General features: G+C 58.5%; 24 protein-coding genes and 1 pseudogene. 8 read left to right on the top strand and 17 right to left on the bottom strand.

Translation table 11 applies throughout. The annotated features are described in order from the left end of the window. Nucleotides 1-9: 9 nt before the first annotated feature. The 7 genes and pseudogenes from AC13E3_RS07240 to AC13E3_RS07210 form a co-directional block, all read right to left on the bottom strand. Nucleotides 10-1,344: a sodium ion-translocating decarboxylase subunit beta gene (locus AC13E3_RS07240; RefSeq protein ID WP_482901862.1), complete on the bottom strand. Its 1,335-nt coding sequence runs from the start codon at nucleotides 1,342-1,344 to the stop codon at nucleotides 10-12. Between the two features lie 13 nt (nucleotides 1,345-1,357). Beyond that, entirely contained in the window at nucleotides 1,358-3,136 is a 1,779-nt protein-coding gene (gene oadA / locus AC13E3_RS07235; RefSeq protein WP_482901861.1) for a sodium-extruding oxaloacetate decarboxylase subunit alpha, read from the bottom strand. Nucleotides 3,137-3,175: 39 nt separating this feature from the next. Then, complete coding sequence (locus AC13E3_RS07230; protein WP_043313092.1) at nucleotides 3,176-3,427, bottom strand: OadG family protein; 252 nt, start codon at nucleotides 3,425-3,427, stop codon at nucleotides 3,176-3,178. Between the two features lie 37 nt (nucleotides 3,428-3,464). Next, nucleotides 3,465-4,415 carry a ketopantoate reductase family protein gene (locus AC13E3_RS07225; RefSeq protein WP_482901860.1) on the bottom strand — a complete coding sequence of 317 codons (951 nt, stop codon included), beginning with the start codon at nucleotides 4,413-4,415 and terminating at the stop codon, nucleotides 3,465-3,467. 36 nt (nucleotides 4,416-4,451) lie between these two features. Beyond that, a pseudogene (locus tag AC13E3_RS07220) lies at nucleotides 4,452-5,690 on the bottom strand (amidase); the annotation flags it as partial. 80 nt (nucleotides 5,691-5,770) lie between these two features. Further along, nucleotides 5,771-5,959, bottom strand: coding sequence for a hypothetical protein (locus AC13E3_RS07215; RefSeq protein ID WP_482901859.1), 189 nt, complete (start codon nucleotides 5,957-5,959; stop codon nucleotides 5,771-5,773). 166 nt (nucleotides 5,960-6,125) lie between these two features. Further along, nucleotides 6,126-6,566, bottom strand: a complete 441-nt coding sequence (locus AC13E3_RS07210) for a universal stress protein (RefSeq protein ID WP_053113016.1) — start codon at nucleotides 6,564-6,566, stop codon at nucleotides 6,126-6,128. A 189-nt stretch (nucleotides 6,567-6,755) separates the two neighbouring features. On the opposite strand from AC13E3_RS07210, the gene AC13E3_RS07205 reads away from it, so the two are divergent. Next, nucleotides 6,756-7,718 (top strand): calcium/sodium antiporter, encoded by a 963-nt coding sequence (locus AC13E3_RS07205; protein ID WP_008169295.1) that lies wholly within the window; start codon nucleotides 6,756-6,758, stop codon nucleotides 7,716-7,718. Between the two features lie 3 nt (nucleotides 7,719-7,721). Continuing rightward, nucleotides 7,722-8,342, top strand: coding sequence for a homoserine/homoserine lactone efflux protein (gene rhtB, locus AC13E3_RS07200; protein ID WP_008169293.1), 621 nt, complete (start codon nucleotides 7,722-7,724; stop codon nucleotides 8,340-8,342). 12 nt (nucleotides 8,343-8,354) lie between these two features. Here rhtB and AC13E3_RS07195 read toward each other — a convergent pair whose 3' ends face one another. The 8 genes from AC13E3_RS07195 to dctP all read right to left on the bottom strand — a co-directional run bounded on the left by AC13E3_RS07195 (nucleotide 8,355) and on the right by dctP (nucleotide 16,526). Then, the gene (locus tag AC13E3_RS07195) at nucleotides 8,355-8,795 is read right to left on the bottom strand and encodes a DUF4124 domain-containing protein (protein WP_008169290.1); all 441 of its coding nucleotides are present in this window, start codon (nucleotides 8,793-8,795) and stop codon (nucleotides 8,355-8,357) included. 119 nt (nucleotides 8,796-8,914) lie between these two features. Further along, nucleotides 8,915-10,123, bottom strand: a complete 1,209-nt coding sequence (gene glcF / locus AC13E3_RS07190) for a glycolate oxidase subunit GlcF (RefSeq protein ID WP_008169287.1) — start codon at nucleotides 10,121-10,123, stop codon at nucleotides 8,915-8,917. 2 nt (nucleotides 10,124-10,125) lie between these two features. Further along, nucleotides 10,126-11,193, bottom strand: a complete 1,068-nt coding sequence (gene glcE / locus AC13E3_RS07185; RefSeq protein WP_008169285.1) for a glycolate oxidase subunit GlcE — start codon at nucleotides 11,191-11,193, stop codon at nucleotides 10,126-10,128. Beyond that, on the bottom strand, nucleotides 11,186-12,658 hold the full coding sequence (locus AC13E3_RS07180; protein WP_008169283.1) for an FAD-linked oxidase C-terminal domain-containing protein: 1,473 nt from the start codon (nucleotides 12,656-12,658) through the stop codon (nucleotides 11,186-11,188). The genes glcE and AC13E3_RS07180 overlap by 8 nt, the downstream gene beginning before the upstream one ends. A gap of 39 nt (nucleotides 12,659-12,697) precedes the next feature. Beyond that, nucleotides 12,698-13,123 carry a GlcG/HbpS family heme-binding protein gene (locus AC13E3_RS07175; protein WP_008169282.1) on the bottom strand — a complete coding sequence of 142 codons (426 nt, stop codon included), beginning with the start codon at nucleotides 13,121-13,123 and terminating at the stop codon, nucleotides 12,698-12,700. Nucleotides 13,124-13,145: 22 nt separating this feature from the next. After that, a complete protein-coding gene (locus AC13E3_RS07170) occupies nucleotides 13,146-14,678 on the bottom strand; it encodes a TRAP transporter large permease (protein WP_008169280.1) in 1,533 nt (510 codons plus the stop codon). After that, the gene (locus AC13E3_RS07165) at nucleotides 14,675-15,379 is read right to left on the bottom strand and encodes a TRAP transporter small permease subunit (RefSeq protein ID WP_008169278.1); all 705 of its coding nucleotides are present in this window, start codon (nucleotides 15,377-15,379) and stop codon (nucleotides 14,675-14,677) included. The genes AC13E3_RS07170 and AC13E3_RS07165 overlap by 4 nt, the downstream gene beginning before the upstream one ends. A gap of 100 nt (nucleotides 15,380-15,479) precedes the next feature. Further along, complete coding sequence (gene dctP, locus AC13E3_RS07160; RefSeq protein ID WP_008169277.1) at nucleotides 15,480-16,526, bottom strand: TRAP transporter substrate-binding protein DctP; 1,047 nt, start codon at nucleotides 16,524-16,526, stop codon at nucleotides 15,480-15,482. A gap of 344 nt (nucleotides 16,527-16,870) precedes the next feature. Here dctP and AC13E3_RS07155 point away from each other — a divergent pair, with 344 nt between their 5' ends. The 6 genes from AC13E3_RS07155 to astE all read left to right on the top strand — a co-directional run bounded on the left by AC13E3_RS07155 (nucleotide 16,871) and on the right by astE (nucleotide 22,104). Then, nucleotides 16,871-17,629, top strand: coding sequence for an FCD domain-containing protein (locus AC13E3_RS07155; RefSeq protein WP_008169272.1), 759 nt, complete (start codon nucleotides 16,871-16,873; stop codon nucleotides 17,627-17,629). A gap of 154 nt (nucleotides 17,630-17,783) precedes the next feature. Next, nucleotides 17,784-18,554, top strand: coding sequence for an ABC transporter ATP-binding protein (locus AC13E3_RS07150; RefSeq protein WP_008169270.1), 771 nt, complete (start codon nucleotides 17,784-17,786; stop codon nucleotides 18,552-18,554). 99 nt (nucleotides 18,555-18,653) lie between these two features. Beyond that, complete coding sequence (locus AC13E3_RS07145; protein WP_482901858.1) at nucleotides 18,654-19,406, top strand: transporter substrate-binding domain-containing protein; 753 nt, start codon at nucleotides 18,654-18,656, stop codon at nucleotides 19,404-19,406. Between the two features lie 51 nt (nucleotides 19,407-19,457). Then, the gene (locus AC13E3_RS07140) at nucleotides 19,458-20,162 is read left to right on the top strand and encodes an ABC transporter permease (RefSeq protein ID WP_053113019.1); all 705 of its coding nucleotides are present in this window, start codon (nucleotides 19,458-19,460) and stop codon (nucleotides 20,160-20,162) included. 3 nt (nucleotides 20,163-20,165) lie between these two features. Further along, nucleotides 20,166-20,888, top strand: coding sequence for an ABC transporter permease (locus tag AC13E3_RS07135; protein ID WP_008169264.1), 723 nt, complete (start codon nucleotides 20,166-20,168; stop codon nucleotides 20,886-20,888). A 160-nt stretch (nucleotides 20,889-21,048) separates the two neighbouring features. Then, a complete protein-coding gene (astE, locus tag AC13E3_RS07130) occupies nucleotides 21,049-22,104 on the top strand; it encodes a succinylglutamate desuccinylase (protein WP_053113020.1) in 1,056 nt (351 codons plus the stop codon). Nucleotides 22,105-22,120: 16 nt separating this feature from the next. On the opposite strand, the gene AC13E3_RS07125 is transcribed toward astE, so the two are convergent. Together AC13E3_RS07125 and AC13E3_RS07120 are read right to left on the bottom strand one after the other, a co-directional pair. Beyond that, nucleotides 22,121-25,147 carry an efflux RND transporter permease subunit gene (locus tag AC13E3_RS07125; RefSeq protein WP_008169259.1) on the bottom strand — a complete coding sequence of 1,009 codons (3,027 nt, stop codon included), beginning with the start codon at nucleotides 25,145-25,147 and terminating at the stop codon, nucleotides 22,121-22,123. Further along, nucleotides 25,147-26,226: an efflux RND transporter periplasmic adaptor subunit gene (locus tag AC13E3_RS07120; RefSeq protein ID WP_092033301.1), complete on the bottom strand. Its 1,080-nt coding sequence runs from the start codon at nucleotides 26,224-26,226 to the stop codon at nucleotides 25,147-25,149. Before AC13E3_RS07120 ends, AC13E3_RS07125 begins: the two co-directional genes overlap by 1 nt. Between the last annotated feature and the right edge of the window lie 112 nt (nucleotides 26,227-26,338).

Here is a 26,338-nt window from a genome sequence, read left to right as displayed (position 1 = left end):
GAAATTTGGTTAACCCAACAGCTTGATCATCACACCCGCTGCCACCGCAGAGCCAATCACACCGGCCACGTTCGGCCCCATGGCGTGCATCAGCAGGAAGTTCTGCGGATTGGCCTCCAGGCCCACCTTGTTGGACACCCGCGCCGCCATGGGCACGGCGGAAACACCGGCCGAGCCAATCAGCGGGTTGATCTGTTCCTTGGTCAGCTTGTTCATCAGCTTGGCCATCAACACACCGGTGGCGGTGCCGACACCAAAGGCAACAATGCCCAATGCCAGAATGCCCAGCGTCTGAGCGTCCAGGAACTTGTCGGCCATCAGCTTGGAACCCACCGACAGACCCAGGAAAATGGTCACGATGTTGATCAGCGCGTTCTGGGCGGTATCGCTCAAACGCTCCACCACGCCACACTCGCGCATCAGGTTACCGAAGCAGAACATGCCCAGCAGCGGCGCCGCATCCGGCAGGAACAGCACCACGGCAATCAGCACCACAATCGGGAAGAAAATCTTCTCCTTGCGGGTGACCGGACGCAGCTGGCTCATCTTGATGGCGCGCTCTTTCTGGGAGGTCAGCGCCTTCATAATCGGCGGTTGGATCATCGGCACCAGCGCCATGTAGGCGTAGGCCGAGACCGCGATAGCGCCGAGAAGATGCGGCGCCAGCACGCTCGATACGTAGATCGACGTCGGGCCATCCGCACCCCCAATGATGCCAATGGCGGCGGCTTCCAGGATGGTGAAATCCAGAATGCCGAACCAATCCAGCAGGGCCGCGCCGATCACGGTACCGAAGATACCGAACTGGGCGGCGGCGCCCAGCAGCAGGGTTTTCGGGTTCGCCAGCAGCGGGCCAAAGTCCGTCATCGCCCCCACGCCCATGAAAATGAGCAGCGGGCCGACGGTACTGCCAATCACCACCGAGTAGAAGTTGTACAGCATGCCGCTGCCGTAGCCGTAATCCTGGGCAATCGAATTAGCCATGGCCATTTCAGAGTAGCTGGCTTCTTTCACGGCCTCTTTGAAGGCGTCTTTCAATTCCGGCGTGATCGCCTGCCCGGCCTGGTAGCTCACGTCCAGTGGCGCGGCCAGCGCCGCCAGAATCTGCGAGCCGCCGTCTTTCAGGGCGAAGTGGATGGCGTTCTCGGCCGCCGTCAGGGCCAGCCCCGCTTCGGGAATGTTCGCCAGAATGCCGCCGAAGCCAATCGGCACCAGCAGCAACGGCTCGAATTTCTTGGCAATCGCCAAGTACAGGAGCAGCAGGCCGATGGCGATCATCACCACCTGCCCGATCTCTATGTTGAACAGGCCACTGGCTGTCCACAGCGTCATTAATTTATCCATGGAATGCTGGCCCTTATGCGATTGTCAGCATTTCATCATCAACAGCGACGGCATCACCGACCTTGATGAAGATTTCACCCACGGTGCCGGCTTTCGGGGCCCGCACCTCGGTTTCCATTTTCATGGCTTCCAGGATGATCAGCACATCGCCTTCCTCAACCTGGTCACCCGGCGACACTTCCACTTTCCAGATGTTACCGCCCAGCGGTGCCGTCACCGGCTCGCCTTCACCGGCCGCCGGCACGTTGCCCGCAGCCGGAGCCGAGGCACCGCCCTGCCCTTCAATCTGGGTGATCTCACCGCCTTCGCTCACGGCCACCACGTACTTCTGGCCGTTCACTTCCACGGTGTAGGTTTCCGGGCCTTCAGACTTTTTGGCCGGCGCCATGTCGTCGGCGCTCGGCACCGGCTCAAAGGCGTCCGGGTTGCCCCGGTTTTCCAGGAACTTCAGGCCGATCTGCGGGAACAGGGCGTAGGTCAGTACGTCGTCCACTTTCTGGTCCGCCAGCTCGAAGCCTTTCTCTTTCGCCAGTTCTTCCAGCTCGGTGGTCAGCTTGTCCATTTCCGGTTCGATCAGGTCGGCCGGACGGCAGGTGATGGGTTCGGCGCCATCCAGGACGCGATCCTGCAGTTCCTTGTTGAAGGGTGCCGGCGCTGCGCCGTATTCACCCTTCAGGATGGCGGAGGTTTCCTTGGAGATGGACTTGTAGCGCTCGCCGGTCAGTACGTTCAGTACCGCCTGGGTACCCACGATCTGGGAGGTCGGGGTCACCAGCGGGATATAGCCCAGGTCTTCACGTACTTTCGGGATTTCCGCCAGCACGTCATCAAACTTGTCGAGGGCGTTCTGCTCTTTGAGCTGGCTTTCCATGTTGGTGAGCATGCCACCGGGCACCTGGGCGATCAGGATGCGGGAGTCCACACCACGCAGGCTGCCTTCGAACTTGGCGTACTTCTTCCGCACTTCGCGGAAGTAGGCGGCGATTTCTTCCAGCAGGTGCAGGTCCAGACCGGTGTCACGGTCGGTGCCTTCCAGGATGGCCACCACCGCTTCGGTGGGTGAATGGCCGTAAGTCATGCTCATGGAGGAAATGGCGGTGTCCACGTTGTCGATGCCCGCTTCCGCGGCTTTCAGGGCGGTGGCGGTGGACATGCCGGTGGTGGCGTGGCACTGCATGTGCACGGGCACTTTCAGCTCTTTCTTCAGACGGCTGACCAGATCGTAGGCCACGTACGGCTTGAGCAGGCCGGCCATGTCCTTGATGGCAATGGAGTCGGCCCCCATGGATTCCACGTCTTTCGCCAGCTCCACCCACTTCTCGATGGTGTGTACGGGGCTGGTGGTGTAGGCAATGGTGCCCTGGGCGTGCTTGCCGGTTTTGCGAACGGCCTTGATGGCGGTGTCCATGTTGCGCGGGTCGTTCATCGCGTCAAAAATACGGAACACGTCAATGCCGTTCTCGGCAGCACGATCGACAAACCGCTCTACCACATCGTCTGCGTAGTGCCGGTAACCCAACAGGTTCTGGCCGCGCAGCAGCATCTGCTGGGGCGTGTTGGGCATGGCCTTTTTCAACTGGCGGATGCGATCCCACGGATCTTCGCCCAGATAGCGGATGCAGGCATCAAAGGTAGCGCCACCCCAGGATTCCAGTGACCAGAAGCCCACCTGATCGAGCTTCTCGGCTATGGGGAGCATGTCGTCCAGTCGCATGCGGGTGGCAAGCAGGGATTGGTGCGCGTCGCGCAGAATTACGTCCGTAATCCCCAGCGGTTTTTTCGTGTCAGTCATCGTGTCAGCCTTCTGTTAAAAGGTTCTAGTCTTTCACCGTCACTTCTTGTGGCGTGACCGGTATTGTGCAATTGCCTTCTTGATGGCCTCGGCGGTGTCAGGATCAACCGACGTGGGCGCCTTGGGCTTGGCACGCTGGGTGCTGGCCGGGGTCACCGGCTCTGGCGGCGCAAACCGCAGGATGAGTTTGGACATGAACGTGGTTGCGAACACCAGGATGATCAGGAACGCAAACACAAAGCCCATGCCGGCAATCATCAGGTCCACGGCTTGTGACATCAGCTCATTCATGATTTCTTATAACCTTTAAGTGGAAGGGAGTTAGCAGTTAGCGGACATTTCGATGTTGCAGAAGTGCATGCACCGTACGGGTATAGGGCGCTTCGATCCCAAGGCTTTGGCAGCGACGAAGTACAGCACCGGAAATGCTGTCCAGCTCAAGCGGCCGGCCTTTTTCCTGGTCCACCAGCATGGAAGTTTTGATGGCATTGAAGCTGCTGATCAGGTCAAACATTTCATCCAGATCACGCTCAGTCAGGTTCACGCCATCGGCCTTTGAGGCCTGGACGGTTTCCGCCATCATGCCGTACACCATTTTTCCGAATTCCGGATGGTGGGTCAGAGTGCGGGTGTCCAGGTGGGTCAGCGCCGACAACGGGTTCACGCCATTATTGATCACCAGCTTGCGCCACAGTTCGTAATGAATGTCGTCGGTCACACGCGTGGGTATGCCAGCTTCAGTGAATTCTCTCTCCAGTCTCGCCAGCAGGCCGGTGCGCGGGTCGTTCCTGGCCTGTACCGGCCAGGCCCCCAAAACAATCTGAGCCACGCCTTCGGCGTAAACTTTGCCAGGCTCTGTGATATGACCACCAATGCGCACGGCCAGACCGCCCAGCACTCGCTGTTCACCAACCTCCCGGGCGATACGCTGTTCGTTATCCACCCCGTTTTGCAGGGACAACACGGGCACTGAGCCACCCTGCAGCCACTCTGACAACTCAACCATCACCGAATCCGTGGCGGTGGATTTCAGGGCAATGACAATCAGGTCGAAATCATCCGCCCGGCACGTTCTCATCAGAGCCTGGTGATCAAACGCCGGCAGATCGTGGTGAGTGACAGCCCCCTCATAATCAACGACCAGCCCGTTTGCCTGCAGGGCTTCAAGGTGCTCGCCCCGGGCAGACAGGACGATGTTATGGCCCGCTTGCGCCAGCTTTGCCGCATAGTAGCCACCGATGCCACCGGCACCAATCATCAGAACATTTAAAGCAGTCAAGCAAACCTCTGATTCATCAAGTTCATCCAATAACGCTCAGCAATGATGCCCGAGTGTATCAGGGCCGCACCCGATGCTACGTTCAATGGCCTGACCAATACCCAGCAGGCGCTCCTCCTGCCATGGCCTGCTCAAAACCTGCATACCTACCGGCAACCCGGCTTTGTCCAGCCCGACCGGCAAACTCAGCCCACAAAGCCCCAGATAATTGCCGATTGCTGTGTTACGCAGGGCCTGCATATTGGCAGCCGTGTAGGCCTTTGGATCTTTCAGGCTATCCACAGTGGGCGGGGTGAGGGTGACGGTCGGGGTCAGGACGGCATCAACCTGCTGCATCTGACTGGCTGCCTCGGCGGAGAGTCGTGTCATCACCTGCAGGCGTTGAATATACTCCCAGGCTGGCAGCTCTTCGGCCGTGTGCAACCTCGCCGCCACATTGGGGTCCAGCGAGGCCACAATTTCCGGCATGTCTTCTCGAATTAAGGCGGCCAGCTCGGGTGCGGCCACCCCACCCTTCAGGAATAATTCATGAATCTGTTCCACACCTGGCAGCTCAAAAGGCACCAGGCGTGCGCCCGCACGCTCAATCACCTTAAGCGCTGCCTCCACCGCTTCCGCAATACCGGGGCTGCAGTTTTCCCAAAAGAATGCAGCTGGTACGCCGAATGTCAGGTCAGCCAACTCGGAAGCGCTTGTGTGCACCACCCGCTGCTTGCTGACAACCGGATCAAGAGCGCGAAAAGCATAGTCCAGATCATCAACCCGCCGGGCCATTAATCCCGGTGTATCCAGCGTGTGGGACAGCGGAACAATCTGTTGGGTGGGCCAGCGCCCGGCTGTCAGCTTCAACCCTGCTACGCCTGTCATGCTGGCTGGCACCCGGATGGACCCGGCGGTGTCGGTCCCCAACGCCAGCGCCGCTGTTCCGTTAACCAGCGACACCCCGGCACCCGAACTGGAACCACCCGGCACACGGTGAACCTGTTTTTCCCAGGGGTTTGCCGGCGTTCCCCAGTGGCTGTTGGTACCAAGCCCGCCGAACGCCAGTTCCACACAATGGGTTTTCCCCATCACCGGTGCCAGCTGGGCGCTTAGCGCTTTGATCACAGGCCCTGCTGCCTGCCATCTTTCCGGTAATGGCCGGGCACAGCCGGCGTGAATGGGCAGTCCCGGCACACCGAACAGGTCTTTCACCGATACCGGCAAGCCCATCAAAGGGCCGGTAAAGGCACCGGCCTTCCGGGCCCGGTCACTGGCTTTTGCCAGCGCCAGTGCCTGCTCCGGGCACCATTAAGAATTCAGACAGAACCCGCCTTGTGCGGGTTTTGTTGTTTCTGACGCCCTAGAAAGCCGACTCATGCTGGGATTCTTTGGGCATTGCTAGTCCTGGGATCAATGCGCTCTTCCATCAACCGTCGCTCACACATGGCCCTTTTCAGTTCCGAGTAATTGGTGGGGCTCGGATCTTCTTCGTAGCGCTCCTGGGCCAGTCTCGCCAGGTCGCACTTATCAAGCCACTTCTCAATCAACTCTGCAGTCTTCATAGCCACCTCGTTTCGTTGAATTCACCCGGTCAGCATAAGGTCTCTGGCACAGAGCTATCTCGGTTGTTTTTCGCATGAATTGTGGCAAAACATGGAGGGCATTGAGGATCAGGAATGGAAAAGCCCGCTTCATGCGGGCTTTGGAGAGTCTACCAAGTTTTGCCGGTTACTCACTAACCACCGTCACCGGACGATGGGCATGCCTGACGACCTTCTCGCTCACACTGCCAAGAGTGAGGCTTCTCAACGTAGAGTCGCCGCGGCGCCCCAGAAACATATGGGAGCCGGGATGTTCATCGAGGTACTCGACGATTTCCTTGGCCGGATCACCCTTTAGCAGGACTTCTTCCGCCGGCTCAACAATCCCGCTTACCGCCTGCTTCGCGGCATCAAATGCCTTGCGTCCGTATTCGCTGGCTTGTTCGTCAATGTCACTCTGCGGTATGCCACTTACGATCAGTCTCTCGAGCTTGGTACCGGGGAAGACGGCAAGCAGTTTGAGTGGCTGGCTCGTCGCTTTGGCAAACTCTGCTGCCATTTTGGCGGCGTGTGATGAATGCTCCGAACCGTCACACGCGACTACGATGCTTTGATTTCCATTTGCCATGTCATCAACTCCTTTCCTGATCAATGTTTAACCAAACTAACATTGCTGCGGCCATACGAGGGTTGATTGAAATCAATTACAGCGGGATCGGTTTTATGGTCGAAGCGCATTTGTACCTATTGCCGGAACCTGTGGCACCATTAATCCTTGCGCTGCCGAGACGGCAATTGATGACAAGGAGTGATTGAAATGCTGATGGCCATTGGGGCGATCATTGCAGGCCTGATTCTGCTGGTGTGGAGTGCGGACAAATTTGTGGAAGGCTCGGCTACCACAGCCAGCCACTTCGGTACGCCACCACTGCTCATCGGTATGGTTGTGGTGGGTTTCGGCACGTCTGCGCCAGAGATGGCCGTGTCTGCACTGGCGGCCTCGCAGGGTAATCCCGGTCTGGCTCTGGGCAACGCCTATGGCTCAAATATCACCAACATTGCGTTGATTCTGGGCATCACAGCCCTGCTGGCGCCGATCGCCGTTCACTCCCAGGTCATGCGAAAGGAGCTACCCATTCTCATTCTGGTCACCGCCTTTGCCGGCTGGCAACTGTGGGACGGAGATCTGAGCCGGATGGATGCCATCGGTCTGATGCTGGCTTTCGTTGTACTGATTGGCTGGAGCATCTACCAGGGCCTTCGGCAACCAGACGATGCTCTCGCTACAGAGATGACCGAAGAAGTGAACGCAATGCCAGTGCGCAAAGCCATTTTATGGCTGGTGGTCGGACTGCTGCTGTTGATTATCAGCTCCCGCATACTGGTGTGGGGTGCGGTTGATCTGGCGACCACCTTTGGCATCAGCGATCTGGTTATCGGCCTGACCATCGTGGCCGTTGGTACATCACTTCCGGAACTTGCCTCATCCATCATTGCCGCCCGCAAAGGAGAGCATGATCTGGCCCTGGGCAACATTCTGGGTTCCAACCTGTTTAACACCCTTGCCGTCGTGGGGATTGCAGGACTGATTGCCCCCATGCCGGTGGCGCCAGAAGTGCTCACCCGTGACTTCCCGGTAATGGCTGCCCTCACCCTGGTTCTGTTTGCCATGTGCTATGGCTTCCGCGGGCCCGGACGTGTCAACCGGTTTGAAGGGAGCGCCCTGCTACTTGCCTTCGTGGCTTATACCGTGTATCTGTTGGCTTTTTCGGGAGCGTAAATCATGTCACTTGCAGCCTGGCTGACCTTCCTTGTTGCAGCCGTTCTGATCAGTGTGTCCCCGGGTGCAGGGGCGATCAATACCATGAGTAATGGTATGCGTTACGGCGTTCGCCGATCGCTGCCGGCAATCATGGGGCTGCAGCTTGGTTTTGGCATCCAGATTCTGCTGGTGGGTGCCGGCCTCGGCGCCATCATCGCGTCCTCCAACATCGCCCTGTCGGTTATCAAATGGCTGGGTGTTGCCTACCTGATCTGGCTGGGCATTTCTAAATGGCGAGAGCCTGTGATGGAATCCATGGACGATGACCGTCAGCCCGTTAGCGGGTACAAGCGGTTCTGGAATGCCGTGTTCGTGAACCTCACCAACCCCAAGGCCACGGTCTTTCTGGTGGCCCTGTTTCCACAGTTTCTGGTAGCAGGCGCACCCCATGGCCCGCAGTTGCTCACCATGGGCATCACACTGATTCTGGTGGATTGCCTGGTAATGCTCGGCTACGCCCTGCTGGCAAGCCAGCTGTTCCGGTTTATGACCACAGCCCGGCGCCAGCGGCAGATGAACCGCGTATTTGGCGGCCTGTTTGTGACCGCCGCTGTCGCCCTGGCCAGCTTCAAGCGCGCCTGATATCAGCCTGAATCAGCGCAGGATGCACTCGCGGCTCAGCTTTTGGCTGAGCGTCCTGCGCTGCTGCCGGAGACTGTTCCCCCGGTCGTTGCTATAGCCCGCCCGCAGTTTAGACTGGATCCGCTCCAGTTTGCTTCTATAGGTTGCGCAGGTCTTCTCCAGCTCGGCATCGGCCTTTTCTTTTGCCGTTGCTCCGGAGCCCGTCGGGCGACCGGAGGCAAGCAGGCCTTCAACCTCTTTGCGGATTCCTGACACGCGTTTGCCTTGCCCGAGATTCTCGGACATCGGCACCGTGACAGGCGCCTGCACGTCAAGCTGCTTATGGGGAATTTCTCCCGGCGGGTAATCGGAAAAATGCGCTACGCCCCGGCTGTCTATCCAGGTGTATACCTCGGCACTGACTGCTGAAGTGAGAAATAAAGACAAAACAAGACCAGCCATCATCCTTGGCATACGGTTCCACTCCCTGTGGTTCGGTAATTTGGTGGGGCAGTATAGCGAAAAAAGCCCCGGGCTTGGGGGCAGATAGGCTAGGGGCCAGATGAACACCTCATCCGACCCCGATTTCGGTTTTACTGGTCGAGAAGCTCGATCCAGTGCTGCACCGGCACCGGCGACTTGGTTTCCAGGTGCATCTGGCAACCGATATTGGCGGTCACGATGCGGTCCGGATTGTCGACGGTCAAAGCCTTCAGTTTGTTACCAAGCAGCTTCTGGCTCATCTCCGGCTGGGTCACCGAATAGGTGCCCGCAGACCCACAGCAAAGGTGCTTGTCCTTGGTCGCAGCCAGGTTAACACCCGCCCGTGTCAGCACCTGCTCCACCACACCGTTCTGCTTCATTGCGTGCTGCAGGGTGCAGGGACAATGGAATGCCACCTTGCCCGGGTCCTGCCGGACCTTGAGCTTTTCCAGATCCTGTTTCAGCAAAAAGGCGCCGAGATCGGTGCACAGTTCGCTCACCTTCTGGGCCTTGGCGGCATAGACCGGATCGTCCTTCAACAGATGACCGTAATCCTGAACCATCGCCCCGCAACCGGAAGCCGTCATGATGATTGCCTCAGCACCCGCCTCGATAGCGGGCCACCAGGCATCAATGTTCTGGCGCATTCTTTCCAGGCCTTTCTCGTGCTCGGAAAGGTGATAATTCACGGCACCACAGCAGCCAGCCTCCGGGGCTTCCACCATGGTAATGCCGAGCCGATCCAGAACCCGGGCGGCGGCTGCATTGGTATTCGGAGTGGCCGAAGGCTGCACGCAACCGGCCAGTGCCAGCACAATACGGCTGTGACTGGCTGCAGGCCAGGGGCTGGCCTGCTTTCTGGGCGGCACCTTGGTGCGCAGTTTTTCCGGTAATACCGGGCGGAAAACCTGCCCCAGACGAAGCAGAACACCGAACAACTGGCGGTTGGGAATCACCCGCGCCAGGGCCCAGCGCAGCCACTTGTCTTTCGGCTCCCTGGGCATCTCCTTTTCCATCAGACCGCGGCTGATGTCCACCAGACGCCCATACTGGACACCGGACGGACAGGTGGTCTCACAGCTGCGGCAAGTCAGGCAGCGGTCCAGGTGCTCGCGGGTTTTCTCGGTAACTTCCGCCCCTTCCAGGAACATCTTCATCAGGTAGATCCGGCCACGAGGACCATCACGCTCATCGTTCAGTTCCTGATAGGTCGGGCAGGTCGCGGTGCAAAAGCCACAATGCACACAGGCCCTCAGGATCGACTCGGCTTCCTGGCCTTCCTTGGTGTTAGCAAATTGTTGAACCAGATTCGTCTGCATAATTACAACCAGCTGTATAAACGTCCGGGATTGAAGATATTGTCCGGATCAAAGGCATTCTTGATGCGGCGCTGAATGCCCTTCAGGGCCTCCGGCTGGTGATGCATCACCTCACCGGTGCGATCGCCACCACGGAACAGGCTGACCTGGCCACCGGCAGCTCGGGCCGCAGGCTCCAGATCTTTCAGCTCACCGGCGCCACGGAACCAGCGCTGGGAACCGGCCCAGTCGATAAACCAGTTACCTTCCAGTTTCGGTGTGGCAGCTGTCGAACCAACGGAGAAGCGCCATAAAGGCACGTCGTTACCGGCAAAAAATTCGTGACGCATATCCTGCACCTGTCGCCAGAAGTGGTCGCCCTCTTCCATCACTTCGCCGGACCACTTTTCAGCGGTGGCTTCCACACCGGATTTCGCACCGGCCAGGCGCAGGTAAACCTTGCCGTCCACCCAGCAGGCGGCGGTGATGGGCTTGGGCTCGGCCGCCCGGCTGTTCATATAGTGAACCACCTCGTCCATGCCCATTTCCTGAACCAGGGTCAGGGAAGCGGCCGGTTTCGGCATCACTTTCATGCTGATTTCAGTGATTACGCCCAGAGTTCCCAGGGCACCGGCCTGAAGACGTGATACGTCATAGCCGGCCACGTTTTTCATGACCTGACCACCAAAGCGAAGATGTTCGCCCTTGCCATTGAGCAGCCGGATACCCAGCACCTGGTCACGCACCGAGCCGGCCCAGGGGCGTCCCGGACCGGAAAGGTTACAGGCCAGGGTGCCGCCGATGGTGGAGGCGGCACCAAAATGGGGTGGCTCAAAATGCAGGCACTGACCTTCTTCAGCCAGAGTCGCCTCGATTTCGCTCAGCGGCGTACCGGCACGGACGGTCAAAACAAGCTCCACCGGGTGATAGTCAACGATACCGGTATGCTCGCCCACGTTGAGGGTTCCGGCATCGGTGTCGGCTTCCCGGCCCATAAAGGCCTTGGTGCCACCGCCGACAATATTGAGTTTGTGCCCGCTCTCCCGGGCCTGGAGCACCTGCTCCTTCAACTGTTGGGAAATATCAGCCATGGGCGGCTTCCGTATGTTCGTGCGTGTGTTGTTTGTGCTCAAGGGAGCGGTATTCCTGGCAGAACCGAAGGGCCGGTACGCCCTTGCCCGGGTTCAGGATACCGGCGGGATCAAACGCGGCCTTTACGTCGTGGAACTGCTGGAGCTCCTCATCGTTGAACTGCACTGCCATCTGGCGAATCTTTTCAACGCCAACGCCGTGTTCACCGGTAATGCAGCCACCTACCTCCACACACATTTCCAGGATGCGTGAACCGAAGGCCTCCGTGCGCTCGAATTCGCCGGGCACATTCGCATCAAACAGGATCAGCGGGTGCAGGTTGCCATCGCCGGCATGGAACACGTTGGCGACGCGCAGACCAAACTCCTCGGACATCTTCTCCATTTCCGTCAGAACATAGGCGATCTCACGACGGGGAATGGTACCGTCCATGCAGTAGTAGTCCGGTGAAATCCGGCCCACGGCCGGGAACGCAGACTTACGGCCTTTCCACAGCAGGGCTCGCTCTTCCTCGCTCTGAGAGGTCCGAACCGAAGTGGCACCCAGCTTTCGGAAGACTTCTTCGGCCTGGGCAATGTGTTCGTGAACTTCCTCCTCGGTGCCGTCCACTTCACAGAGCAACAACGCCTTGGCGTCCCGCGGGTAGCCGGCCTGGGCGAAGTCATCCGCTGCGATGATGGCGTGGCCATCCATCATTTCAAGGCCACCAGGGATAATGCCGTGGGAGATAATCCCGCCCACGGCGTCACCACCTTTCTGCACGTCATCAAACCCGGCCATGACAACCTGGGCTACTTCGGGTTTCGGCAACAGCTTCACTTTGACTTCCGTCACCACACCCAGCAGCCCCTCGGAGCCGGTCATCAGCGCAAGCAGGTCCATCCCACAGCCGTCCAGACCATCACTGCCCACGGTCACGACATCACCCTCGGCGGTGACCATTTCCACGCTCAGGATGTTGTGAACGGTCAGACCGTACTTGAGGCAATGCACGCCGCCCGAGTTCTCGGCCACGTTACCGCCAATGGTGCAGGCGATCTGCGAGGAAGGATCTGGCCCGTAATACAGACCGTACTGGGCCGCTTCTTCGCTGATGGCGAGGTTTCGCACCCCGGGCTGCAGTCTTGCCGTTCGGGCCAGCGGATCAATCTCCACGATGCGATTGAACTTGGCCAGCGACAGTACCACGCCCTCCTTGTTGGGCATGGCACCGGCACTGAGTCCCGTTCCGGCTCCACGGGCCACCACAGGTACCGCGTTCTCGTTACAGATGCGCATCACCCGCTGCACCTGTTCAACGGTTTCCGGCAGCACCACCAGCAACGGCATTTCGCAATACATCGACATGCCGTCGCATTCGTAGGGCTTCATGGTTTCGTCATCGGTGATGACGTAGTCCGGGTCGATAAACGCCCGGAACTGCTCCGCCAGCTCGGCTTTGCTGACTTTCGGCTTGGTAGTCATAGCACTCTCTGGGTTCGAATTACGTCAGTGTGACAGTCATCAACCGCGTTTTGTTTCAAAGTGGTCAAGACCGGCCTGGGCACAGTCCATATCCTGCTGGGGGGTACCGGAACTGATTCCGATACCACCCACCACTTCGCCGTCGACGATCACCGGCAGACCACCGCCAACAGAGCTGATGCGCCCGCCAACTTCGGTGTGGATACCGAAAGCGAGACTGCCGGGCACGTTCACCTTGTTGTAGTCATGGGTGGCTTTCTTGGCCGCAGCCGCCGTGAAGGCCTTGTCCTGGGCAATGGTCACACTGGTGATCTTGCCGCCGTCCATGCGCTCGAAGGCCACCAGATTGCCGGATTCGTCCACCACAGCGATGCACATGGGCACACCGATTTCACGGGCCTTTTCAGCCGCGCCCTCAATGAGGATGCGCGCCTCGGCAAGGTCCAGTCGTTTGATCGTCAACATAAAGCTTTACTCCTTGATTTGATTAACCGTAAACCAGCCCTGGCAGCCAGGTTACGATGCCGGGGATCAGGACACACATGAACAGTCCGAACGCCTGAATCGCCAGGAACACCAGGGAAGACTTGAAGATGGTACCCATGGAGATTTCCGGAGGACAAACGCCGCGGATGTAAAACAGTGCGTAACCAAACGGCGGACTCAGGAAAGACATCTGCATGTTCACCAGGTACAACACACCGAACCAGAGCACCACGTCGTCACCGGCTACCGGCGGGAAGCCGAACAAGCCAGGGAATTCCAGCGCCTTCACAATCGGAATGAAGATGGGCACTGCCAGCAGCAGGATACCAACCCAGTCAAGGAACATACCCAGAACCACCAGCAAGACCATCAGCAGGAGCAGGATCCCGTACGCCGACATGCCGGTTCCAAGTATGGCGTCGGTGACAAACTGCTGACCACCCTGGAGGATGTAGAAACCGACGAATACCGATGCACCGAACATGATCCACAGAACCATGGCAGACGCCTTGGCCGTGGTCACGGAGGCTTCGCGAAGGCCGGCAATCGAGAACTTCTTGTGCATCATCGCAACGATAATGGCACCGAACGAACCGATACCAGCCGCTTCAACCGGCGTGGCAATACCACCGAAAAGCAGGCCCAGAACCAGACCAACCAGTGCAAGGGGTGCAATCAGGTTGCCCAGAAGCTTGAGCTTTTCTTTCAGACTGATCCGGTCTTCCACCGGAATGGGCGGGCCCAGCTTCGGATTCAGCCAGCTGCGCACCAGAACATAAGTCAGGTACAGACCGGAGAGCATCAGACCGGGCAACAGAGAGCCCAGATAAAGCTCGCCCACAGACTGCTGTGCAACAACGGCATACAGAATGGCCAGAATCGAAGGCGGAATGAGGATACCCAGGGTTCCACCCGCCATGATGGAGCCGATGGCAATCTTGTGGTCGTAATGACGTTTCAACATGGCCGGCAGTGCGATAATGCCCATGGTGACAACGGCGGCACCGATAACACCGACCATCGCAGCCAGAATCGTAGAGGCGACAATGGTTGCAGCAGCAAGGCCGCCACTGATGCCGCCCATCCACTTGTAAACCACGCTGAACATTTCTTCGATCAGGCCCGCGCGTTCAAGCATCGACGCCATGAAGATGAACAGAGGGATCGCAGCAATGTCGGGGTTTGCCATCAACGGGAAGATCCGGCCGGGGACAATGTTCAACATCATGGCGTCACCCACCAGGTAGATGAACATGACACCAAGACCACCGGTCACGAAAGCAAGCGGCAGCCCCATCATCAGGGCGACAGCCAGAGATCCAAACATCAGGTAAGTCAACGGCCCGATTTCGACGCCGGACAAGCTACCCGAGAGCTTGAAGAGGAATTTGTCATCACTCCATGGGTCATAAAAGAGAATGTTGATCAGTTCAACACAGATGACAAACGCCAGACCCACGGTGGCGATGATCATTAACCATGTACCCAGTTTTCCGGCCATGCCGCTGCTGGGCGCTGCAGTTGTTGTACTCATGATGTGCGCTCCTGACCGAGACGGATGAACAGTACGATGTCTTTAAGCAGCTTCGAAAAGCCGGCGAGCAGCAACAGGATTGCGCCCACAAACATCACGCCTTTCACGGGGTAATACTGGATACCCCAGGTCTCGACAGTGGTCTCTTGCATCATCAGGGAGTCCTGGAAGAAGGTCCAGGATGTGGTGGCCAGAACGGCTGCAAATATGAAGAAGAACATGGAGGTGAAAATATCCATGCCCACGCGCCCGCGAACCGGCAGGAAGTTGTAGACGACGTCTACCCGAACGTGCGCTCCGTGCAACAGCGCAAAGGCACCGGCAAGGATGTACTGCATACCGAAGATCAGGAAGCTGGCCTCATGCACCCAGATCGTTGGCATGTTAAAGATGTATCGCATCACCACTTCAAAGAAATAGAAAAGCACGGCGTTGATGGTCCAGAACGCAACGAAAAGACCTGACTTCTCGCACATCCAGTCAACGATTTTCGTAAACCAGTTACCCTCGTACTCAAAGTGAGCAAGAGGATCATCTTCTTCAGACTGCAGCTCGGAAACCGTTTTCTCGGGCTCGGCGTCATCTCCGCCGTGCTTACTGCTCCACTTATCCCAAGCCATCATGAGCAATGGCATTACCGCAAGCCAGCCCCAGTAGAACCAGTGCGGCAAAACAAAGCCAAAGGAACTCAGATCAGACATGTTGTTACCACCCAGATCAAAGAGCGAGGAAGGGAGGGCTAATCCTTAGTCGGCTAACCCTGCCTTCCTCGTGTGTCGTTTTTTATTTGAGCTTTGGAACTCAGAAGCCCTTGATGTCTTCTTCGGTTATGTAGCCAACCGTGTCGTTCATCATGTACTTCAGCTGGATATCCAGGATGGCGCGCGCGTCATCATTCTTGTTGGCCCAGTTGAACCAGATGGGGATCGCAGCTTTACGCCAGGTTTCCAGATCTTCCTGGCTCAGGCGGGTAACCGTGTCGCCATCCGCCTTGAACTTCTCCATCGCCTCGATGTTGCGCGCCTGGATGGCCAGGTAGTGCTTCTGGGAGTAGATCCGAACCTCGTCCTCAACCAGCTGCTGAAGCTCAGGCGAGATAGAGTTCCAGGCACGCAGACTGACGGTCAGATCCATCAGGTCCACCGGCTGGTAGATAGACATCACGCCGGGAGGTCCAAAGATGATGTAGTCAGTAACCTGGGAGAAGCCCAGCTCGTAGTTGACCGCAGGACCTACAAAGTCCGCCGCGTCAATGGTGCCTTTTTCGAGAGCCGGGAAAATATCCGAGCCCGGCAGACTGACCGTGGACACGCCAAACTGCTGGAAAACCTCGGCAACCATGCCTCCGGGTACGCGGATCTTCATACCTTTCAGGTCGTCAAGACTGTTTACCGGCTGCTTGGAATGGATGATGTTGGCATCGTGCTGGATCGGGCCAACGTAGAACAGGCCGAACTTCTTGTAGATTTCCCGGGTCTTCTCGAGCATACCCATGGAGTAGAACATGGTGTCCCACTGATGGGGCTGATCCGGACCCGCTGGGTAGGAAGACAGGAACACAGAGGCAGGGATCTTGCCCGCCCAGTACAGGGTGAACGGGTTCATACCCTGCAGCACGCCGTTACGAACAGCGTCAAACAGCGCGTTGTTGTCGGCAGCAACCGCCTTGGCCGGGAAGCACTGGAACTTGAGCTCTCCGCCGGACTTGGCCTCAATACTCTTACACCACTCCTCGAAGAGCGTGTAGCCCACCGTACCCGCGTCCCAGGTCGACTGGATTTTCCACGTGGTAGCAGCTTGGACCTGACCTGCGCCCATGAGCATTGCGCCTGCCAGAGTGGCGCCCATGGCGATTGTCTTGAGGAAACTTCTGCGAGGTGGGGTCTCGCCAGTGTCACAGCTATTTCGGATGTTATTCTTCGAATTCATCGAAACGTCTCCGTTGGCTTTGTTTTTATCAGCGTCTATGGCAACGCCGGCGCAGGCCGACATTAGAATGATATTCGTAGCCAATCCGGGTTTAGTCCAGTTCGGTGAGCACTGGTCTGACCAGTTTTTGAAGTATTAAAAATGGACGAAATACTCTGAATCGGCCATATTTAACGGGCTCGGACGCACATCAGCTGAGAACGGAAACACCTACAATCAGAAGCATTCACTGGTCAGACCAGAGAGCATAAACAGGCCCCCAAATGGCAATCTCCCAGGAAATCTCATATCGGCTGGAACGCCTTATTCTCGACGGCGGGCTGGCTCCGGAGCAGAAGATACCGTCCGAGCGCCAACTGGCGACCCGGCTGGGTGTTTCCCGCGCAGTGATCCGGGAAGCCCTGCATGAGCTTCAGGGCCGCGGCGTTATTGAGACCCGCCACGGCAAGGGGTCGTTTGTGGCCAGCATGGTGCCCGGCGCGAGCGAGCTGGGAGAACAGAGTCCGCTGATGCATCTTTTCGAGGGACATCCCCGCACACTTTTCGACCTTCTGGAAGTACGCGAACAACTGGAAGGCCAGGCCGCCTATCTCGCTGCCCTGCGGGCAACCCGCCTCGACCGGCATCGCATCACGAAGGCGTTCCGGGCGCTTGAGGATACCGACCCGCTTCGTAACGCCCGTCTCGACCATGGTTTCCATCTTGCGATTGTCGAGGCATCCCATAATCCGGTACTGGTGCATGTGCTCAACAGCCTGAAAAACATGATGTTGTTGACCGTTCAGGCCTCGGTTGCCAACCTGAACCCGAGAGAAGAAATGCGGAAGAAAATCGTCCGCCAGCACCGGCAGCTGTATGAGGCCGTCATCGCTGGCAAGCCGGCCAACGCCCAGAAGGTGGCGATGGCCCACGTACGGTTTGTCAGTGAGGCCATGAGAGACATGGAGAAAGACGGAGGCAAACTGATCAGGCTGCCCATTGAACAGGACAAAGCGAATGATCATTTGCGGGCAGAAGCCTAGCATGGCAAAAAGCTTGCATTGAACAATCATTCGACCACAATGTCATGCAGCGAACGGCGGTGAAATTCGGCAAAACGCTCTCTTTAAGGGATTGATTTCCGTATCCACAGTCCGTAAAACATGCGCCTTTGAATTACAGCCCCAGGAGTCACCCATGGCGGACCAGTCGCCTTTGATCTGCAGGGACATTCACAAGACCTTTGACCAGCTTGAAGTGCTCAAAGGTATTTCACTGGAGACCCGCAAAGGCGACGTGGTTTCCCTGATCGGCAGCTCCGGCTCCGGCAAGAGCACCCTCCTGCGTTGTATAAACCTGCTGGAAACCCCCACTTCCGGCGACATTATCGTGCACGGCGACCCAATAAAGTTCACGACCAACCGCAGGGGCGAACGCATTCCCGCGGATAACAAGCAGGTTGAGCTGATCCGCGCCAAACTTTCCATGGTGTTCCAAAGCTTCAATCTCTGGTCTCACATGACGGTGCTGGAGAACATCGTTGAAGCGCCGATCCACGTGCTCAAGGTTCCCAAGAAGGAAGCCATCGAGCGCGCGGAAGCCTATCTGAACAAGGTGGGCATCTACGAGCGCAAGGACTACTACCCGGCCCAGATGTCCGGTGGCCAGCAGCAGCGGGCGGCTATTGCCCGGGCCCTGGCCATGGAACCGGAAGTCATGCTGTTTGACGAACCCACGTCGGCGCTGGACCCTGAGCTGGTGGGGGAAGTACTGAAGGTTATGCAAAGCCTGGCCGAGGAAGGCCGCACCATGATCGTGGTTACCCACGAAATGGCGTTCGCAAGGGATGTGTCGAGTCAGGTCCTGTTTTTGCATCAGGGCGTGATCGAGGAACAGGGTACCCCCGAAAAAGTGTTTGATCACCCGGATTCGGAACGCATGAAGCAGTTCCTGACTCCCAACTTCTGACACTCGGTGCTATCTTGAACCGGTGAAAAATAAAATGCTGGAACCAAAAACTTCCATCAAAAATAAAGCCCAAAAGGCAAACCACTGGAGAAGTGACACATGAAAAAACTGATTGTTGCAGCAAGCTGCGCCCTCGCCCTGATTGCTGGTGGCGCACAGGCCCAGGAACGGGATCTGCGTATCGCCTTCGACGTGCCCTACGAGCCGTTTGAGTACAAAGACGAAAATGGCGAACTGACCGGTTTCGAAGTGGAACTGGCCGAAGCCATGTGCGAAGAAATGAACGCCAACTGCGAATTCGTGATCCAGGCATGGGACGGCATGATCCCGGGCCTGCTGGCACGTAAATTCGATCTGATCATGTCGTCCATGTCCATCACGCCGGAGCGCGCAGAGCGGGTTCTGTTCTCCGAGCCGTATTACAACACCCCGGGTGGCTGGTTCGGCCCTGAGAGCTTCAACAGCGACGTCACCGACATGGATGCGATGGAAGGCAAGACCGTCGGCGTTCAGCGCGGCACCACCATGGACACCTACGTCACCGAAAACATGGGTGGCATTGTCAACATCAAGCGTTACACCACCGCCGATGACATGGTTCTGGACCTCGAAGGCCAGCGTCTGGACGTTGTGTTCGTAGACTATCCGGTTGGCGAGCAGACCGTCCTCACCAAGGAAGGCTTCAAGGAAGTCGGTGAGCCGGTCAAGCTGGGTCAGGGCGTGGGTGTTGCCATGCGCCAGCGCGATACCGAGCTTGCCGAAGAAGTGAACGCTGCCCTTCGCACCCTGAAGGAAGATGGTACCTACGACACCATCATGCAGAAGTACTTCGCTTACGACATCAAGATGTAAATCTGCCGAGGGGTGGCCCGTTGGGGCCGCCCCTGCTTACCGGACTTTCCCATGCTTGATCTGAAAGGCTATGGCCCGGCCCTGATGGATGGGGCAATAGTCACCATTGAACTGGCCTTCCTGTCTCTTGCTCTCTCGGTTGCCCTGGGACTGATTGGCGCGTCTGCCAAACTGTCGCAAAGCCGGGTTGCCAAAGGTATCGCGACCACCTACACCACTCTGATTCGTGGCGTGCCCGATCTGGTCATGATGCTGTTGTTCTACTATGGCGGCCAGGTTGCAGTGAATATGCTCTCGGATTACATCTGGGAAACTTACGAGATCGACTTTTTCTTTCAGTTCGACCCGTTTATCTCCGGCGTTGTAACGATTGGGCTGATTTTCGGCGCCTATATGACCGAAACTTTCCGGGGCGCGTTCCTGGCTGTTGAAACCGGCCAGATTGAGGCTGCCCGGGCCTATGGTTTTACCCGTTTTCATACCTTCCGCAGAATCATGCTGCCGCAGATGCTGCGCCATGCCCTGCCCGGTCTGGGCAACAACTGGCAGGTTCTGCTGAAGACCACCGCCCTGGTTTCGATCATTGGCCTGACCGACATGGTTCGTGTGGCGGAGGAAGCCGCCAAGGCGGAGCGCATGCCGTTCCACTTTTTCATTCCGGTGGCATTTGTCTATCTGGCCCTTACGGCGGGGTCTGAGCTGTTCATCAAGTGGCTCGATAAACGGGCCAATGTCGGCGTGGTTCAGGGGGGTTAACGGATGCCTGATTTCATTGCCGAGTGGCTGAACCAGAACGAAATCTTTACTGCCATGACCATCATGGAATACTGGGATGGCATGGTGACCACCGTGCATCTGGTGTTTCTGTCCCTGGTTATCGGTTTGCTGGTGGCGGTTCCGCTGGCCATCCTCCGGACGGTTCGCAACCCCTTCGTCTCCGGCCCGGTGTGGCTTTACACCTATCTGTTCCGCGGCACACCATTGCTGATCCAGCTTTACATCATCTATTACGGGCTGGCCCAGATTGAGGGCATCCAGGAGACCTTCTGGTGGGAGATTTTCCGGGAGCCTTTCTACCCGGCACTGCTGGCTTTCACACTGAACACGGCGGCCTATACCACGGAGATTATCCGCGGTGCGATCATATCTACACCCAACGGTGAAATTGAAGCAGCCAAAGCCTATGGCATGAACTGGTTTATGCGGATGCGGCGGATTGTGCTGCCAAGTGCAGCGCGGCGGGCGGTGCAGGCCTACTCCAACGAGGTGATCTTCATGCTGCACGCCAGTGCGATTGCGAGTGTAGTAACCATTGTGGATCTGACGGGAGCAGCCCGTAATATTTACTCCCGGTTTTATGCGCCGTTTGATGCGTTTATCTTTGTGGCACTTTGCTATATGGCGCTCACGTTTATACTGGTTTTTGCTTTCCGCAAACTCGAAACTCATCTTCTGAAGCATCAGCGGCCGGTGAACGGCTGAGCCCGCGGAACATCATACTTCAGTGCCCGGGCAGGCAGGGTATTGCCTCCCGGGAAACGCTACGAGCACATCCATGTGCGCTTGACTGAAGCCATCCATGGCTTCAGACATTCCCGGGAGGCAATACCCTGCCCGCCCCCAAACCTGGTTCGGGGCTTCTATGTCGGCAAAACAAGATCTGTTCGGAACGAATTGTGACTGGCTTTCCCACGCCCTGGACAACCCAGCCGCATCACTCCCAGAAATCAAGACCTTTCTCCCCGACGGTACCCGAATCAGCCGCAAGGCCGTGGGTGTTCTGGACATTGTTCCCCCGGCTGGCCGAAGCAACCCGAATGCCGAGGCCATCATCGTTTCCGCAGGTGTTCACGGGAACGAAACAGCGCCCATTGAGGTTCTTAACGGACTGGTTTCCGAACTGATTGAGGGCGAATGGGAGCTGGCTTGCCCGGTCTTGCTGATTCTGGGTAATCCCCCCGCGATGGTCGCAGGGAAGCGCTTTCTGGAAGTGAACCTCAATCGGCTGTTCGATGGCGCGCATAGTCGGAACGAGTATGAGGGGCTGGCCGAGGCTGCGCGGGCGCAGGAGCTTGAGGAGGCTTGCCGGCAGTTTGCCATGGCCAATCCCCAGGCGCTCTATCACTACGACCTGCACACGGCCATTCGGCCGTCACACCGGGAGCGGTTTGCACTGTATCCGTTTGTTGAGGGCCGGACGGTTCCGGTCGACCAGCGTGATTTTCTGCTGGAGGCGGAGGTGGAGACGCTTCTGCTGCAGCACAAGGCGGGCACCACGTTTTCGTCGTTTTCCTCGTCGCTGTTGAAGGCCGAGAGTTTTACCATGGAGTTGGGTAAGGTTCGGCCGTTTGGTCAGAATGATCTGGGGCGCTTTTCCGGCATCCAGGATGCCTTGCGACGGCGGTTCCGGGGGCTACCCTCACCTGCGCCGCAGCCGCCGTTTGATCACCTGACGGTGTTCGAGGTGGTGCATGAGATTCTGAACACCGGGAAGAACTTCCGGTTCCACATTCCGGACGATGTCGCCAATTTCACCGAGTATCAGCCCGGCACAGTCATCTGGGAGGACGACGAGACCAGTTACCGGGTGGGGCATTCACCAGAGGCGATTGTGTTCCCCAATCCGGAGGTTCCGGTGGGCCATCGAGTCGGGCTGATGATCCGGCCAGAAACGGGGTCAGATGAAAGTTTCATCTGACCCTCGTTCCGGCTGATCAGGCCGGGGCGTTTTCGGGTTCCGGCACGCTGGCTTTGATCAACTGGGTGCAGACAGCCGGGATGACCAGCAGCGTGAGCACCGTTGAGGCCAGCAGGCCGGAGATGATGGCCCAGGCCATGGGTGGCCAGAGCGTGGAGCTTGAGAACGCCAATGGCAGCAGGCCGGCCACGGTGGTTGCTGTGGTCAGCAGGATCGGGCGGGTGCGCTGCTCTACCGCGTTGCGCATGGCGTCGCGGATGTCTCTTCCTTTCTCCAGTTCCCGATCCATCACGTCCAGCAGAACGATGGCGTTGTTCACCACGATTCCCACGAGGGCGATCACGCCAAGCAGAGACTGGAAACCGAAGGGTGAGCCGGACAGCACCAATCCGGGGAAAATACCGACGGTAGCCAGCGGCACCGTCAGAAGGATAATGCCGACCCGGCGGAAGGAGTTGAACTGCAGCAGCAGGAAGAACAGCAGCAAAAGCATCCCGATGGGGGCTGCGGTGAGCAATGCGGTATTGGCTTCACCGGAGCCCTCAGCATCGCCGCCCATGGCCATGCGGGTACCCGGCGGTAACGGGTTTCTCTCAAGCCCTGCGTAAAGGCCGTCCAGAGCCTGGCTGAAGCTGTAACCGGTTTCGAGATTAGCCGTGACGGTGTTCATTCTTACGCCATCACGCAGGTATCGAGCCGCCGGTTCCCAGGTGGTATCCACTGTCGCTACTGCTGAGAGCGGTACGGCGTCCCCCCGGTCGTTGTAGATATTCACTGACAGCAACCGTGAAAGCGACAGGGCCGTGCCCTCGCGGGAACGCAGCACCAAGGGGATGGGATCCTCTTCCTGGCGATAGCGCTCAGCCACCACACCAAAGCTCTGGCCATAGAGGCTCTGGGCCACATCGGCCCGGGTCAGGCCGTAGCGGGCCGCCGTGGCATCGTCGACGTTGATGGCAATACTCGGAACGCCAATATCCAGGTCATGGCGGACATCAACCGTGCCCTCAACGCCTCTCAGAATGCTGAAGATCCGCTCCACCGCTTCGATCCGGGCACCATCATTGGCATGGTAGACACGGATTTCCACCGGCGCAGCCCTGGGCGGCCCCTGCCCGAGGATACCCACGGTCACATCCAGTTCCGGCATCTGGTCTTTCACGTGCGCGCGAATCCAGCGGATCATGCCGGTAGTGTCTTCCAGTGTGGGTGTGGTAACCACCAGCCGTGCCCGGTTCGGTGCCTGGGGGGCGCGCTGCAGGTTGTAATAAAATGAAGGTCCGGTGAAGCCTACGAACCGGTGGACCTTCAGGGCGTCCGGCTGTGAACGGATAATTCGCTCCAGACTTTCCGTGGCCTCAGCCGTGCGGGCCTGGTCGGTGCCTTCGGGCATGTAGACTTCGACAATCACCCTCGGGCGATCGGCATTCGGAAAGAACTGCTGGGCCATGAAGGGGGTCATCGCAAGGCTGATGCCCACAAGTATGGCGCCGGCGGTAATCAGCCGTCCGGGGTAACGGGATACCAGGCCACCCAGAAAACGGGCTACTCCGATCAATCGGTCCTGGCCCGCCTTGCGGCGGGGCTTCAGGAATCTGGCCGCCAGCAAGGGAACGGCGGAGATAGCCAACAGATAGCTGACGGACAGTGTCAGCATGATCATAACCGGCACGCCACGGGTGAAATCCGCAGCACCGCCCTTGGCCAGAAGCAGGGGTGCGAAGGCCGCCAGTGTCGTTCCCGTTGAGGCACCCAGCGGGCCGGCCAGCTCGCTGACGGCCTGGCGCAGGGCATCCAGCCGCCGCATGCCCTCATCCAGGTGCCCCTGGATGTTTTCGACGATCACGATGGCGTTGTCGATCAGGATGCCCAATGAGATCACCATGCCAATGACGGCGATCTGATGCAGCACGCCCCCACCGAGGTCATAGAGCCCGACACTGATCAGGGCAACCATGGGCAGAATGGACGCGACCAGCAGCCCCATACGAATGCCCATGCCGGTAAAGACCACCGCCACGATGATCAGCACTGAAAGCACCAGGCTCCAGGCCAGGTTATCGAGCCGTTCCTGCACCTTGTCCGGCTGGAAGAACATCTCCCGGATCTCGTAGGGTTCAAAGTCTCCGCGAATCTGCTCCATGCGTTCGCGCACCCGCTGACCAAAGCGGATCGCATCGGTGGTGCCCTCTTCCATAATGATGGAGACCAGCACCACCCGTTCGCCGTCGTACCAGGTTTCCGGCTGTCTGGGTTCTACTGGTCCACGCCAGACATCCGCTGCCGCGGCCAGGGGCACCTGTGAGCCATCCGGAAGTTCAATGGGCGTGGCGCGGATGGCGTCAATATCGGCAAACTCGCTGTTGGGAAGGACCGACAGGCGGCGGCCATTGACCACCACGAAGCCGCCGGGAATGGTCTGGTTTCGCCGCGCCAGCGTGTCCAGCACCCGCGCCGGTGAGATACCAAGCCGGAAGAGCGCGGCATCGTCCAGTGCCAGGGTAATCTGCTCGTCTGCATCGCCTTCCAGCTCAATCCGGGAAACCCCCGGCAAATCCGAGAGGTTCTGCTTCAACCGTTCAGCAACGTCGGATAGTTCCGTTACCGAGGGCGAGCCACCTACGGCCATGACGATGGCAGGAATATCGATTAGACGGTCATCAAGTACCATCCGGCCCACATCGTCCGGGAAGTCCTGCTTCGCGCGCTCCATGGCCTGGCGCACTCGGTCCCAGGCGGGGTCGGTGTCGTAGATGTCGTCATTCAGGCGCAGGCGCACGATGGCAACGCCGGTACGGGCGGTGGACTGGGTATAATCCACCTCCTCCACCTGCCGAAGTTCATCCACCAGGGGCCTGAGTACGAGCCGTTCAACGGCCTCGGCGCTGGCACCCGGATAGTTGATGCTGATCAGGCCGGCCCGGTAGGGAAACGACGGGTCTTCCTGGCGTGGCATGGTGCTGTAAGCCGCGATACCCAACAGGCAGAGCATGGTCACCACCATGCCCAGCAGACGCTGGCAGTTCAGAAGCCGGCGGGTCATCAGCGCACCTCCACGGCATCACCGTCCGCCAGCCGTGTCATGCCGGCATAAACCACCAGGTCACCCGGGGACAAATCGCCAGAGGTAACCACCACCCGCTCGCCCACGACCCGGTCGACTTCCACCGCAACACGGGAGGCCACATTATCCCGGACCCGGAACACACTGACGCCCTCGGCGTTGCGGATCACCGACAGCAGGGGCACTGTGATGGCAGATTCCCGAACAGGCGTGATGCCCACTTCTACCGGCTGGCCGGGCTCCAGGGTGTTTACCGGCAGGCTCACCAGAACCGGATGCAGCTCGCCGCGAATGGCGCTGGCCTGGGCAATCTCGACCACCGAACCGGATTGTGGCGGGCGGCTGCGGTCCTGGACGGACCAGACAGGCAAGGTTTGCTCCAGCTCGACATGATCCAGCAGATACGCCGGTACCCGCACCTCTACCTCACGGCCCTCGGGCGAGGAAAGCCGCATCACCGGCTGTCCGGCCGCCACGAATTCGTCCCGCTCCACCAGCAGGGCTTCAACCCGTCCGGAAAAGGGCGCCCGAAGTGTACTTTCCTCGAGCAGCTGGGTTGCCTCCGCCAGGGACGCCCGCGCCGTTGCGACGCTCGCCTCCAGGGAGTCCCGCCGAGCTGCGAGCTGCTCCAGCGTCTGTTCGGACACCACACCGCGCTCGTGCAATCGGCTGGAGCGCTCCCACTCCCGCTGAGCCTGCTGATACTGGGTTCTCAACTCTTCCAGGCGGGCCCTGGCAGAATCCCGGGCCGGCTCCAGGCCAGGATTGTAGACCCGGGCGAGCAGATCACCGGCCTGCACCTTCTGACCGAGCTCCACCGCCTGCTCTTTGAGGGTGCCACTGACCTGGAAGGTCAGTGTCGCTCGCTGGGTAGCACGAACAATTCCGGAAAACCGCAGCGGCATATCCTGGCTCTCGCCGCCGGAAACTTCAGACACACGCACTGAAACCTTCTGCTGCCCGGACTCCGGGGCTACGTCACTGGCTTTACAGCCCGACAGAAACAGTGAAAAAACCGCAAGAGAAACGATGGCAACGGGGATTCGAAGTGGTGTCATGACTCTTCCTTTCATCCTTGCTTGTGTAGTTGGCGGGGTCCTGTCCCTGGAGAAACCCGATGATTGATTTAGACATCATGTCATTCTTTGACATTTTGTCAATAATCGGGTT

This window comes from Marinobacter sp. L-80 (assembly GCF_056859395.1).
The sequence above is the reverse complement of the archived record's forward strand: the minus strand, read 5'-3'. Positions and strand labels throughout refer to the sequence as shown.